Here is a 13,192-nt window from a genome sequence, read left to right as displayed (position 1 = left end):
TGGTTCGGACGCGCGGGCGTCCCTGGATGGGAACGATACTGCGTCGCGGTCCGGCCCGGTCGCGGCGGACGGCCCGGCCCGTGCGGCAGGTCGCACCACTACACTGGCCCGGTGAGTTTCGACAACGTACGGGGACGCTCGACCCCAGGCCGACCCCGCCCGCCGCAGGTTTCCGGAACTCCTTCGGTCGTCGGGCGGCTGGGGCCGCGACCCGACGGGACCATCCCGTTCTCGGTGGAATTCAATCCGCCGCGCGATTCGGCCGCCGAGGCCCGGCTGTGGCGCGCGGCACGCGAATTCGAGCGCATGCACCCGGCTTTCGTCTCGATGACCTACGGCGCGGGCGGCTCCACCCGCGACCGCACCGCCCGCGTGACCGGCGAACTGGCGCAGGAGACGACGCTGCTGACGGTCGCGCATCTGACCGCTGTCGCGCACAGCGTCGCGGAACTGCGTTCGATCGTCGGCGTCTACGCCGACGCCGGCATCCGCAATCTGCTGGTGCTGCGCGGTGATCCGCCCGGCGATCCGCTGGGGGAGTGGGAGCAGCATCCCGAGGGCGTGGAATACGCCGAGGAACTCGTGCGCATGGTGCGCGATCTGGGTGACTTCCATGTCGGGGTGGCGTCGTTCCCGCAGGGTCACCACCGCTCGCCGGACCTGGACCACGACACCCGCTTCCTGTGCGCGAAACTCCGTGCGGGCGCGGAGTATTCGATCACGCAGATGTTCTTCGACGTGGATCACTATCTGCGCCTGCGGGATCGGGTGAGCGCGTGCGATCCGGTGCAGGGCGAGAAGCCGATCATCCCGGAGTTGATGCCGATCACCTCGCTGCGGACCGTGCAGCGTGCCGAGGAACTCTCCGGCCGCCCGCTCCCGGCCGGGCTGCTGACCCGGCTGGAACGCGCGGCGGGCAACGACCCCGAGGCGAATCGGGACGCGGTGCGCGAGGTCGGTATCGAGATCGCCACCGAGATCGGTCAGCGGTTGATTGCCGAGGGTGCGCCGTGCCTGCATTTCATCACCCTGAACTTCGCCAAGGCGACCACCGAGGTGCTCACCAATCTCGGATACACCGTGGCACCGACGCCGGTCGAAGCCTAGTCGGCGTTTCGCGCTCGGATTAGCGGCCCATGTGCTGATCGGGCGCGTACAGTCACGCGCACCCGTGACGACTTAGGAGAATGCCGATGGCCGTATTGCGCAGTCTCGTCCGTGTCGCCGGTGTGGTGAGCGTTTCCGCCGCGCTGGCCTGCACCGGTTTCACCGCCGCGTCGGCGGCGCCGCCGGGGCCGTCCGCGGCCGCTGCCGCGTCGGCGGTGACCTCGGCCTGGCAGGGCGCGATCGCGCAGACCGATGTGGTCGGTGCGTACCAGCAGGCGATCCAGGGTTTGCAGCGGTTCGGGATGAATCCGTTCCTGTATCCGTCGGCGTCGGCGTTCTGCGCGGACGGCAGCAGCCTGGGCCTGGTTCCGGCCATTGCGGGCGCGGTGCCCGGACCGTGGCCGAAGACCACAGTGAGCGTGCCGGGCGTGGATCTGTCGGCAGTCAAGGCCGGACACACGATGTTCGCCTTCGTGCCCTATGGGATGGGCCCGGACGGCGCGGACACCTCCGGTATGCAGGTCGCCTGGTTCAACGCCAGCACCGGGCAGAGCGGGATGAGCCCGATGGGTTCGGTGCCCGACGTCGCGGCCTCCATGGTCCCGCCGCAGGTCCTCCCGGCCATGCGCCCCCTGGCCCAGCAGGCCATCGAGAACTTCCTCGGCACCGCACTGCCGATGGGCGGGGTCCGCGCGGTCCCGGTCGACACCGGCTCGGGCACCGTCCTGGCCGCCGTCTTCGGCACCGTGCACAACGGCAACCACACCTGCCTGTTCCTGCCCACCGTGGGCGTCACCCGGGTCGCCTGAGCCGACCCGCCGCGCCCGCCCGGCGAATCAGCCGGGCGGGCAACAGGATTCGAACAGCAGCCGACTTCGTCGGCAGCCCATTGCCGCCCGACGCCGGAAGAGTCTGTCGGGCAATCGCATTCGGCACGTCGTCGCACTCCGTCCCTCGCATCGAGCGAGTCCGGTTGTGCGCGGCTGCCCGCCCCGGAACAGTCTGTCGGGCAGGCGCATTCGGTACGTGGTCGCACTCCGCCCCTTGCATCGAGCGAGCCCGGTTGTGTGTGGCTGCCGCCCCGGAACGGTCTGTCGGGCAGGCGGATTCGGTGTCCTCAGCTGACGCGTTCGGCGACCGCGCGGCCCTTCCAGGTGAGGGCGCCGGCGCGGTGGCGGCGGTGGGAGCGCAGCGACAGGCGTAGGTAGGCGGCCACCGAGAGCGGGTGGGCCAGGGCGGCGGGGATGTCCGAAGGGGTCAGGGGCCCACCGGATTCCAGGGAGCGGGCGACCAGGCGGCTCGCCACGGCGCAGGAATAGCCGAACAGGCCGATGCGTCGAGTGGCGCCGCGGCCGAACAGGGCGGCCAGGGGTGGGGCCCAGAAGGCCAGGGCGGCGGTCGCGCCGACCGCGGCACTGCCCGCCGGGGAGCCGTAGGCCGACCACAGCCAGCGGGTGTATCCGGTGTCGAGTTCGGTTGCGCCCCGGTACATCCGGGTATTGGCGATGCGGCCCGCGGACACCAGGACGGTACGTCGTCCGGTCCGGCGCACCTCCCGGGCCAGCGCCAGATCCTCGGTCACCTGCGTGGCCACCGCGGCATGCCCGCCCGCCGCGCGATAGGCGGCAGCGTCGAAGGCCAGGAACTGCCCGCAGGACACCGCCGTGGAAGGCCACAGGCTGCGTCCGGCGAGTCGCACCGGCAACGTCGCGGCCCAGGACCAGCACAGCAGCGGCTGCACCAGCGTCTCGGCGAACGACCCGGCCAGTTGCCGCGGCCACGGCGACACCAGACCCGCACCCGTGCGGCGCAATTCGCCAACCGCGGCCGCGATCGCACCGGCCCCGATCCGCACGTCCGCGTCCAGGAAGATCAGCGCGCCCGCCGGCGGATCATCGGAATCCGCGTTCGCCCAGGCGATCTCGGCCAGCCGGTCGCACGCGGCGGACTTGCCGGTCCAGCCGGGCCGCGCCTCGATCCGCGCGGTGACGATGGTGAACCGCTCGTCGTCCCCGGCCGCCGCGACCGCCGCCGCGTAGGTCTCGTCCCCGGACCCGTCGTCCAGGATCAGCACCCGCATCCGCGAAACTCCGTGCTGCCCACGCAGATCCGCGATCAGGCCGGGCAGTCGTGTCGCCTCGTCCCGCGCCGGGATGCAGACGGTCACCGGCTCGATCACCGGCGGGCCGACCACTCCGAGCCGTCGCACGGTGAGCCGGTTCAGCACGGTCAGGGCACAGCCCGTCGCCGAGACGGCCGTTCCGGCGACGACCGCGCCGCGCACCAGAGTTCTCATACGTTTCCGTTCAGACCTTCTCGCGCGGACGCGGTTCACGCAGGCGCGCAACGTAATTCGGGGTCGGGTTCCGGCTCAGATACGCGATGACGGCCACCAGCGCGGCGACCGCGAGCGTGATACCACCGACGATCCCGGCCCATCCGGCGAACGACCGGGTGTTCGGATCAGCATAGGTGGCCTCGGCCCGCACCGTGCTCACATCTCCGGCGGGCAGTTTCCAGGACACCACCGAATCGCCGTCGCGGGTGCCGTTGGTGGTGGCCACCCGGGCCGGGAACGCGACGGTGAACTGGACGTCCGAACCCTGCGGCGGCACCGACTTCAGGTCCGCGCGGCCGGTCAGCGTGACCAGATCGCCGGTCCGGACGAACTGCAGGTTGAACATGCCCTGCGTCTGATCGGACAGGCCGCCCAGTTCGCCGACCTCACCGAAGGTCAGATCGTCGAAATACACCTGGCTGCCCATGTAGCCGTCCTGGCTGTACGCCTCGACGCGCACCTTGGCCGACAGCGCGGGCGGCACCTTGAGCTGCGGTCCCTTGTCCTTGTCGTTGGCCGGGACCACCGCGACGACGATATGGCCGGACACCCGGTCGTTCGAGGACACGCCCATCGAGACCTGCACCCGCAGGCAGCCCGCCAGCAGGGGCAACAGCATGGCCAGCAGGAATACCGCCGACCAGGCGCGACGGCGCGTCGGGGGCTGCGGGCCGCGGCGCGGTGGTGCGCTCGCGACGTCGGGCATCGGTGGTGTCGGACTCGGCTGCACGGCTCACATCGTGCCATGGCCCGCCGAGCGGACCGGCATGCGACGGGCCGAGGTGTACAGCAGCGGGACACCGAGCAGGCCCAGGCCGAGGAATCCGTACCCCGCCGAGGCGGGAAGGCCCAGGAAGACCGCGTGGGCGAGGGTGGAACCCAGCCAGGTCCACAGGAACACCGCCACCGGGACAGCGGGTCCGCGGTCCGCCGGGACGTCGGCGCGGTCCAGCAGTTCCAGTAACGCGGCCATCAGCAGCGCGACCGCGAACCAGCCCAGATAGTTCGTGTACGGGATCTGCGGGGTGCCCGGCAGTCCGGGCAGCGGCGAGCACCAGGTCCACTGTCCGGCGGACACCATCTGCGGGTCCAGGAACAGATCCCAGCCGACCGCGCCGAGGGCGGTCAGCGGGATACGTGTCCGGGCGCGTGGTGTGCCGGGCGGACTCAGCAGTCCGGCCACGACCCAGACCGGATACAGCCCGCCCGTCCAGGCCAGCGGCACCAGCAGCGGCACCCCGGCCAGTTCCGGGCCGAGGCGGTGCCGCGCGTAGTCGTAGCAGCCGAAGGGAAATCCCGTTGTCACACCGCAGATCTCGGCGACCAGGCCGAGCCCGGACACGATCAGCAGCAGTCCGGCCGCCCAGCGCGGTCCACGGGTCGCCCAGGCGTGCGTCACGGCGGTGAGTGCGGACAGCAGGACCACCGCCGCGGTCACCCGGTCCCGCGCGACGCCCGTGGCCAGCGGATAGGTGATCTGGGTGAGGACCAGCAGCACGGCCGCGACCGCGGGCATCCGGCGGACCGCGGCGCGGACCGCCCGCGCCCTCACGACCTGCGCCACCGCGGACGGCGTAGATCCCGCAGCGCCAGCCGGGCGGCACTGCGCCCGCTGGCCCCCGAGACGCCGCCGCCGGGATGGGTCGAGGCCCCGGTCAGATAGACGCCCGGCGCGTCCGGCACCCGCTGTCCGGACAGCTCCGGCAGCGGCCGCCAGAAGAACATCTGATCCAGCGACATCTCCACGTGCATGACATTGCCGCCGATCAGGCCGAGTTCCCGTTCCAGATCGGCCGGGGTCTGCACGAACCGGTCCAGCACGGTGTCGGCGAAACCCGGTGCGGCCGAGTCGAGTTCGGCGATGATGCGGTCGCCCTCGCGCTCGGCGTGCGCACTCCAGTCGCTGCCGTCGGCCAGCTGCCGGGGATGCCACTGCGCCCACAGCGAGAGCTGATGCTGTCCGGCCGGGGCGATACTCGGATCCAGCGCGCTGAAACTCATGGCCAGCACCACCGGCCGCGGCGGCAGCTCCCCGGCCAGCGCCGCCCCGTGCGCCAGGCGCAGCTGTCGCCGGTCGGTGGCGAGCAGTTGCAGGCCGCGGGTCGATTCCGCTTCGCTCGCACCCGGATAGCGGGGGAGTGCGCTGGTTGCGGCCCGCACCACCATGCCGATTCCGGGGCCGACCCGGATGCGTCGTCGCCAGTCGTCGAGCGTCGCGGCGTCGAATCCGCCCTGCCGCAACAGATCCAGCGTGGTGAGAATGTGGGTGCCCGCGATCACGGTGTGCGCGAACAGATCTCGGCCCGCGGCCGTGCGCACCCGCCAGCCCGCGCCCGCGCGACGCAGTTCGGTGACCGCGTCGCCGCAGGACAGCACCCCGCCGTCCGAACGCAGCCGGGCGATGAGAGCCGTTGTCAGCGCGCCGCTGCCGCCGATCGCGCGCCCCGGCGGCAGGGTGTGCATCAGCGCCGCGAAGCCGACCATCGGTGCGGTACCGGGTTCGGACATCGGCGGTCCGGACTGCGCGCCGAACCAGGCCAGCGCCGCCTTGAGCCGCTCGTCGTCGAAGAGGTTGTCCAGCAACGCGTCTCCGGATTGCAGGAATTCCCGGGACAGCGCGCTGCCGCCGGATCGCGCGTCCAGGCCCCAGAACGAGCGCAGCAGCCGCCCCGGACCGGGCGTTCCGGCGAACGAGCGCATCACCCGCTGCGCGCGCGGTCCCCACACCCGCACGAAATGCCGGTAGGCGTCCGCGTCGCGGGTGCCGCAGGCGGTCGCGATGGCCGCGCAGGTGCGGTCCAGGTCGCGATGGAACACGATCGGCGCGAGGTCGGTGCCCGGCGGCGCGGGCGCGAAAGCCCAGGGGTCGCAATCGATGTAGCGCAGGCCGAACCGGTCGAGTTCGAGTTCCTCGATGATCCCGGTGTGCCGGATCATGATGTGCGCCGAGGAGCCGCGATCGACCAGATGTCCCGGGAACCGCTCGACGGTCGAGACCGCGCCGCCGGGCACCTCGTCGCGCTCGAGTACCTCGACCGGCTCGCCCGCCCGCGCCAGATAGCAGGCCGCGACCAGCGCGTTGTGGCCCGATCCCAGGACCAGGATCGTCACGGCCGCACGACCGGCGGTTCGGCGATCGACGGGTTCCGCAACGGCAGCGGACGCCCCAGCACCGCGAAGCGGCGGGTGTCGCCGGAGAACACGAAATGCCGCACCACATCGGTGAATCCCTGTCTGCGGTACAGCTTCCAGGCGCGGTTGGCCTCCCGGTCCACCTCGGGGGTGGACAGCAGCGTCGCGCGTTCGGGGCGGTTGCCCAGCAGCCGGGTCAGCAGCGTCTCGCCCAGGCCGTGGCCCTGTGCGGTGGGGTGGACGTGCAGTTCGGTGAGTTCGAAGTAGTCCGCGAGCAGATCCCGGGCGGCGTACTCGGCCCAGCCCGACCGCCGCATCCCGTTGTGCACCTGCTGATGCCACCACTGGTGCGGCGCACCGTGATAGCCGTAGGCGATGCCGACGATGGGCGCGCTGCGCAGGTCGAGTCCGCCGTTCTCGTCGGGGATCACGGCGGCCACGGCCTGCCAGCCCGGCCGGGAGGTGTGCTCGGTCCACATCGGCGCGCGGTGGTACTCGGTGCCGCGCGGATAGTCCATCGCCGCGACGTAGACGGACAGTGCGTCGTGCAGCCGGGAACGTAGGGCGGCGGCCGAGAGGTCGACGACGACGGGGGCGGTGGCGTGGGGAAGTCTGGCGGCTGTCATATCCGGTCGGCGCGGCTCTCGTTCGGCCCGGGCGCTCGCCGCGGGCGCGAGCGCGAAAGTTTGTCGGTGGTCGTCTCTATATTCACACTCATTGAAACGTTCGAATATCTGTTCGGTTCGCGTGGTCGGCGATGTACCGCGGGAATCAGGGTGTACGACGGTAGGAGGTGCCGTGATGGCAGGTCGGATGGAGCGTCCGGGGCACGCGGGGCGGGCGAGCGGTCTGCTGGACAAGGCGGACGGGCTGCTGTTGCAGGCCGCGGCCGAGCCGGATCCGCGCGAGCGGTTCCGCACCGCGTATCTGGGCGCGCTGCGCGGCGCGGGTGCGGTCCTGGCGCTGACCGGGGCCGATCGCGCGCCGCGGGCCCGTTCGCGCAATGCCTGGGTGCTGATGCAGCAGGCCGCGCCGGAATTCGTGATGTGGTCGGACTACTTCAGTTCCTTCTCCGAGACCCGCGCCGCGATCGAGGCCGGACTGGATCGTCCGGTCGACGCGCGGCTGGCCGACGAGTTCGTCTCGCGGGTGGGCGCGTTCCTGCACGACGTGGAGGATTCCATCACCACAGCAGGCCGGATGCGGCCGATCACGGGCTGGCTGGCGGACGGCTCGGCGTGAACATCGGCGAGTAGGTGGTACCGCACTGATCGAACTCGTATCATGGTGGCAGAGAGCCGCCAAGGTCGGCTGTCCGTCGCCTACCCGGAGGCGACCACCACACCTAGTGCCGGGGGAGGTACCGTGCCACTCTCCGAGCACGAGCAGCGCATGCTCGAACAGATCGAGAGCGCGCTCTATGCTGAGGATCCCAAGTTCGCCTCGACTGTTCGAGGCGGACGTCTCCGCTCTGCCACGGGCAGACGCAGACTTCAGTCGGCCGCGCTCTTCGTCCTCGGTCTCTGCCTGTTGATCGCGGGCATCGCCCTGCCGGTCAAACCCGGCGGGTTTCCCATCATCAGCCTGTTCGGCTTCATCGTGATGTTCGGCGCCGGCGTCCTGCTGCTCCTGGGTAGCTCGGGCGCGTCGGGTTCCGGTCGTCGCGGTGCGGACGCGTCGCAGGGCGGCGGCCCCACGCCGGGCCGCGGCAAACAACGCAAGCAGGGTGGTGGTTTCTCCGCCCGCATGGAGGACCGGTTCAGGCGCCGGTTCGAACAGGACAACTGACAACGCCCGGATCCGTTCGACGGATCCGGGTTTTGCGCTGCGCCCTATCAAGGTCGGATAACGCGACACTCAAGGGCAGATAACGCGACACGCCGCACGACGTGCGGCGTGTCTTTTCTTTTGTCGTGTTCGAGGGCTTGCGTGAGCGATCCCCACCGCGCCCCACACGATTCCCCACCTTCCCCCACCCGCGCCGGTCGCGGCCGCGTTTCGTGCAGTTATAGCAGATGCGCTCGAGGGGTTTGCTGGCAGTTTTCGGGTCATGCGCTCGAGCGTGTTCGCGTGTCGTGTATCTCGGAAAAATCTCCCCACCTGGCCGATAGCTGGTGTGACCAGGGAAATCTGGTACGCCGGGAGTGAGATCGCCGCGGCTTTCGATTGAAAGTGGGGGAAAGTGGGGTAATGTGGAGCGCGCACAAGCGGAGACCGACCAGACGAGGTGATCCTGCGGGAGGTGTCGGGAAATGTTTCTCGGTACCTACACGCCGCGGCTGGACGACAAAGGGCGACTCACGTTGCCCGCGAAGTTTCGGGACGAATTGGCGGGAGGGTTGATGGTCACGAAAGGGCAGGACCACAGCCTTGCCGTGTATCCGAAGGAGGAGTTCACCGCGCTCGCGCGGCGAGCCGCCGCGGCGTCCCGGAGCAATCCGCAGGCACGGGCTTTCGTCCGAGCCTTGGCGGCGTCCACGGACGAACAGCGGCCCGATGCCCAGGGGCGCATCACGCTGTCGGCCGAACACCGCCGCTACGCGAGTCTGACCAAGGACTGCGTGGTGATCGGCTCGGTCGATTTCCTCGAAATTTGGGACAAACAGGCGTGGGAGTCCTACCTCGCCGAGAACGAGGAGGACTACTCGATGGCCGGAGACGAGTCGCTGGGCGGCATCTTCTAACCCCCGAGCGAGGCGAGTGTCCTGCGGCCTCTGCCCGACGCGGACCCTGACGTACTTCCCCAACGCCAGGTGCCGTGCTTCGGTCAGAGACCCCGGGACATTGGCCGTCCGACCGAGTGAGTTCGAGCGCAACGCAACGCCGCGACAGGGGCGAGGAGGATCTGGAGGTCGAGGTGGATCTTGCCGATCACACACCCCGTCATGTTCCGGTCCTGTTGCAACGAGCCGACGAAATCCTCGGTCCCGCACTGCGATCCGGCGGTGTCATGGTCGATGCGACACTCGGCCTGGGCGGTCATTCCGAGTACTTCCTGCGTACCTATCCCGAGATCCATCTTGTCGGTCTGGATCGCGATACCGAGGCGCTACAGCTGGCGGCCGCGCGGCTGGCCCCCTTCGAGGACCGAATCACCCTGGTACACACCAGATATGACGGTATCGCCGCGGCGCTGGCACAGGCCGGTTTCGCGGAAACCGGTTCGGTGCGAGCGATCCTGATGGATCTGGGCGTGTCCTCGATGCAGTTGGACGAGGCCGATCGGGGTTTCGCCTACTCGGTGGACGCGCCGCTGGACATGCGGATGGATCCGACCACCGGCCCCACCGCCGCCGACGTGCTCAACACCTACAGCCACGGCGATCTGGCCCGGGTGCTGAAAACCTATGGGGAGGAACGCTTCGCGGGCCGGATAGCCAGCGAGGTCCTGCGGCGGCGGGCGCAGCGCCCGTTCACCACCAGCGCCGAACTGGTCGAACTGCTCTACGCGGCGATCCCGGCGGCGACCAGACGCACCGGCGGGCATCCGGCCAAGCGCACGTTCCAGGCGTTGCGGATCGAGGTCAACCGGGAGCTGGAGTCGCTCGAGGCCGCGGTGCCCGCGGCGCTGGACGCGCTCGCGGTCGGCGGCCGCATCGTGGTCATGTCCTATCAATCGCTGGAGGACAAAGTGGTCAAACATGTTCTCGCGGAGCGATCGACCTCGCGCACGCCGATGGATCTGCCGGTCGAATTACCCGGTATGGGACCGGAATTCACGATCCTGACCCGCGGCGCGGAGAAGGCCACGGCCGCCGAGATCGAGGACAACCCGCGCGCGGCGCCGGTACGGATGCGCGCGGCGGAACGAATTCAGGCGTCGCGATGAGTTCGCGCGACGTGCGAACGGTAGGGGAGGCGGGACTATGAGCGTGCGGACACGGGTGGACGCACCACGACGTGGCGGGCAGACCACGCAGCGGCGCGGGACGTCGCGCCGGGTACACGATCAGCCGGCCGCGGGGGCGTCGGCCCGGCGGCGCACCCGGAGCAGGCGCGGTCCGGTGCTGCCGCCGCTGCCGGGGCGTTCGATGATGAGCGGCCGGATTCCGTTCGTGGTGGCGATTCTGGTGCTGCTGGGCTGCGGCCTGATGTGCACCCTGCTGCTGACCACGCGGTCGGCCGAGGACAGCTATCAGCTCAGCGACGCGCGCCGGATCAATCAGCAGCTCTCCGACGAGCAGGCCGAACTGCAACGGCAGGTGGCCGCCGCCGACGCCGCGCCGGAATTGGCAACTCGGGCAAGGGAACTGGGCATGATCCCGGCGAAGGATCCCGCGCGCCTGGTGGTCGCGCCGAACGGCGCGGTCACGGTGATCGGTAAGGAGACCGCGCAGTCGGGTCCGCCCGCGCCGCCGCTGAACACCACCCCGGCCGCGCCGACGCCCGCGAATCCGGCTCAGGGACAGGGCGAACGGATCGTCCCGGTGACGGCGCTGCCGAATCAGAATCCGGCCGACGAGAACGCCGCGCCCACCTCGGCGCAGCCGACCACCACGGCCCCGGTCACCCCGACCCGGAACCCGAGCGCGGCCGCCCAGGCCCCGACGACGCCCGCGACCCCGGCCCGGCCCGCGCCGAATCCGGCGTCCCCGGCTCCGGCCGCCCGCGTCGATCAGACTGTGCCGGTGCAGAATCCGGTCGCCCCCGCCGCGACGCCGCTACCCGCGGCCGGGGGCGGGCAGTGAACCCGGGTGCTCGGGGCCGCGGCGGCACCTCGCCGTCGGGTCGGCGCGGCACCCGCCCGGCGCGCCCGCGCCCCCGGCAGCGCGCCGGGGCCCGCGGCGGGGCCGGAATGGACTCCTCCTCGCGGCTGCGGTTCGGCGGCGGCCGGATCGGGATGCTGGTGGCCCTGCTGGTCGTGGCACTCCAATTGCTGTGGATCCAAACGGTTTCCGCGCCGAAGCTCTCGGCCGAGGCGGCGGCGCAGCGCACCGTGAACAAGGTCGACTACGCGCTGCGCGGTTCGATCACCGACCGCAACGGCAAGGCGCTGGCATTCACGGTCGCCACTGATTGGCTGAGTTTTCAGCCGGTCATCGTGCGTAAACAGCTCGCCGCGGCGCACGAGAAGGACGCCAAGGCGCCCGATCCGGCCAAGCGGCTCGCGGCCATCGCCAAGACCATCCACGACAAACTCGGCAGGGACGCCCCCTCGGAGCAGGACCTGCTGGACAAGCTGAACAGCAAGGACACCTTCGTCTATCTCGTGCGGGATGTGGATCCGCGGATCGCTACCGAGATCACCGACGAATTCCCCGAGATCGGCAAGGACCGGCACGACCGGCTGGTCTATCCGGGTGGTTCGCTGGCCGCCAATATCGTCGGTGCGACCGGCTGGGACGGGCACGGGCAGATCGGGCTCGAATCCTCGCTGGATTCGATCCTGGCCGGTACCGACGGCTCGCACACCTACGACCAGGGTTCGGACGGCGCGATGATCCCGGGCAGCGAACGCAATCGCCATCCGGCCGTGAACGGCACCGACGTCGAACTCACCCTCGACTCGGATCTGCAGTACTACGTGCAGCAGCAGGTGCAGCAGGCCAAGGACCTGTCCGGGGCGAAGGACGCCTCGGCCGTGGTGCTGGACGCGCACACCGCGCAGGTGCTGGCGATGGCCAACGACAACACCTTCGATCCGGCCAAGGGGCCGCAGTTCTGGAGTTCGGCGAATCTGGGCAATCCCTCGGTCACCGACGCCTTCGAGCCCGGTTCGGTGAACAAGATCGTCGACGCCGCCGCGGCCATCGAATACGGCCTGACCACGCCGGACGAGGTGCATCAGGTGCCGGGCAGTATCGAGATGGGCGGGGTTACCGTGCACGACGCGTGGTCGCACGGCGTGATGCCGTACACGACCACCGGCATCTTCGGTAAGTCCTCGAACGTCGGCACCCTGATGCTGGCGCAGAAGGTCGGCGAGGACCGCTACGCGGACATGTTGAAGCGGTTCGGGCTCGGTCAGCGCACCGGCGTCGGACTGCCCGGCGAGAGCGCGGGCCGGGTGCCGCCGCGTGACCAGTGGTCCGGCTCGACGTTCGCGAATCTGCCCATCGGACAGGGCTTGTCGATGACGCTGTTGCAGATGACCGGGATGTATCAGGCCATCGCCAACGACGGCGTGCGGATCCCGCCGCGCATCGTGAAGTCCGACACCCAACCGGGCGGTGGGCGTTCGGACGAGAAGCAGCCCGACGGGGTCCGGGTGGTGAGCGCGAAGACCGCGCAGACGTTGCGGCAGATGTTCCAGGCCATCGTGCAGAAGGACCCGATGGGGTATCAGCAGGGCACCGGAACGCCCGCGGCGATCGCGGGGTACCAGGTCGCCGGGAAGACCGGTACCGCGCAGCAGATCGATCAGGCGTGCCACTGCTATTCCGAGAGCCGTTACTGGATCACGTTCGCCGGGATGGCGCCGGCGGACAATCCGCGCTACGTCATCGGCATCATGCTGGACGCGCCGGTGCGCAGCTCGGACGGCAGCGGCGGGCAGTCCGCGGCCCCGCTGTTCCACAACATCGCCTCGTGGGCGTTGCAGCGTGACCGGGTGCCGCCCTCTCCCCCGGCGAAAGAGCTTGTGTTGCAGGCGATGTGAACGGCCGGGCGGTGTCG

General features: G+C 70.2%; 13 protein-coding genes. 8 read left to right on the top strand and 5 right to left on the bottom strand.

Features of this window, described 5'->3' with window-relative positions; translation table 11 throughout:
* Window positions 1-111 precede the first annotated feature (111 nt).
* Window positions 112-1,107, top strand: a complete 996-nt coding sequence (locus tag NRB20_RS21775; protein WP_319945239.1) for a methylenetetrahydrofolate reductase — start codon at window positions 112-114, stop codon at window positions 1,105-1,107.
* An 86-nt stretch (window positions 1,108-1,193) separates the two neighbouring features.
* Entirely contained in the window at window positions 1,194-1,916 is a 723-nt protein-coding gene (locus tag NRB20_RS21770) for a hypothetical protein (protein ID WP_153411967.1), read from the top strand.
* Window positions 1,917-2,224: 308 nt separating this feature from the next.
* On the opposite strand, the gene NRB20_RS21765 is transcribed toward NRB20_RS21770, so the two are convergent.
* The 5 genes from NRB20_RS21765 to NRB20_RS21745 are packed head-to-tail and all read right to left on the bottom strand — an operon-like array spanning window position 2,225 to window position 7,203.
* A complete protein-coding gene (locus tag NRB20_RS21765; RefSeq protein WP_153411966.1) occupies window positions 2,225-3,403 on the bottom strand; it encodes a glycosyltransferase in 1,179 nt (392 codons plus the stop codon).
* A gap of 10 nt (window positions 3,404-3,413) precedes the next feature.
* Complete coding sequence (locus NRB20_RS21760) at window positions 3,414-4,151, bottom strand: LppM family (lipo)protein (RefSeq protein ID WP_194289962.1); 738 nt, start codon at window positions 4,149-4,151, stop codon at window positions 3,414-3,416.
* 27 nt (window positions 4,152-4,178) lie between these two features.
* Window positions 4,179-4,961: a carotenoid biosynthesis protein gene (locus NRB20_RS21755; protein ID WP_153412104.1), complete on the bottom strand. Its 783-nt coding sequence runs from the start codon at window positions 4,959-4,961 to the stop codon at window positions 4,179-4,181.
* A 32-nt stretch (window positions 4,962-4,993) separates the two neighbouring features.
* Complete coding sequence (locus NRB20_RS21750) at window positions 4,994-6,556, bottom strand: phytoene desaturase family protein (protein ID WP_319945238.1); 1,563 nt, start codon at window positions 6,554-6,556, stop codon at window positions 4,994-4,996.
* Window positions 6,553-7,203 carry a GNAT family N-acetyltransferase gene (locus NRB20_RS21745; RefSeq protein ID WP_153411965.1) on the bottom strand — a complete coding sequence of 217 codons (651 nt, stop codon included), beginning with the start codon at window positions 7,201-7,203 and terminating at the stop codon, window positions 6,553-6,555. Before NRB20_RS21745 ends, NRB20_RS21750 begins: the two co-directional genes overlap by 4 nt.
* A gap of 175 nt (window positions 7,204-7,378) precedes the next feature.
* Here NRB20_RS21745 and NRB20_RS21740 point away from each other — a divergent pair, with 175 nt between their 5' ends.
* From NRB20_RS21740 to NRB20_RS21715, 6 genes are all read left to right on the top strand, one after another.
* A complete protein-coding gene (locus tag NRB20_RS21740) occupies window positions 7,379-7,819 on the top strand; it encodes an SAV_6107 family HEPN domain-containing protein (protein WP_227833734.1) in 441 nt (146 codons plus the stop codon).
* A 123-nt stretch (window positions 7,820-7,942) separates the two neighbouring features.
* Window positions 7,943-8,365 (top strand): DUF3040 domain-containing protein, encoded by a 423-nt coding sequence (locus NRB20_RS21735; RefSeq protein WP_319945237.1) that lies wholly within the window; start codon window positions 7,943-7,945, stop codon window positions 8,363-8,365.
* A gap of 464 nt (window positions 8,366-8,829) precedes the next feature.
* On the top strand, window positions 8,830-9,261 hold the full coding sequence (mraZ, locus tag NRB20_RS21730) for a division/cell wall cluster transcriptional repressor MraZ (protein ID WP_153411963.1): 432 nt from the start codon (window positions 8,830-8,832) through the stop codon (window positions 9,259-9,261).
* A 161-nt stretch (window positions 9,262-9,422) separates the two neighbouring features.
* On the top strand, window positions 9,423-10,406 hold the full coding sequence (gene rsmH / locus NRB20_RS21725) for a 16S rRNA (cytosine(1402)-N(4))-methyltransferase RsmH (RefSeq protein ID WP_153412100.1): 984 nt from the start codon (window positions 9,423-9,425) through the stop codon (window positions 10,404-10,406).
* Between the two features lie 37 nt (window positions 10,407-10,443).
* The gene (locus NRB20_RS38985; RefSeq protein WP_153411962.1) at window positions 10,444-11,265 is read left to right on the top strand and encodes a hypothetical protein; all 822 of its coding nucleotides are present in this window, start codon (window positions 10,444-10,446) and stop codon (window positions 11,263-11,265) included.
* Between the two features lie 107 nt (window positions 11,266-11,372).
* Entirely contained in the window at window positions 11,373-13,175 is a 1,803-nt protein-coding gene (locus NRB20_RS21715; RefSeq protein ID WP_153412099.1) for a peptidoglycan D,D-transpeptidase FtsI family protein, read from the top strand.
* Window positions 13,176-13,192 lie beyond the last annotated feature (17 nt).

It is taken from the genome of Nocardia macrotermitis (genome assembly GCF_009604405.1).
GTDB classification, from domain to species: Bacteria; Actinomycetota; Actinomycetes; order Mycobacteriales; family Mycobacteriaceae; genus Nocardia; species Nocardia macrotermitis.
This window is presented reverse-complemented; position numbering and strand designations above follow the sequence as displayed.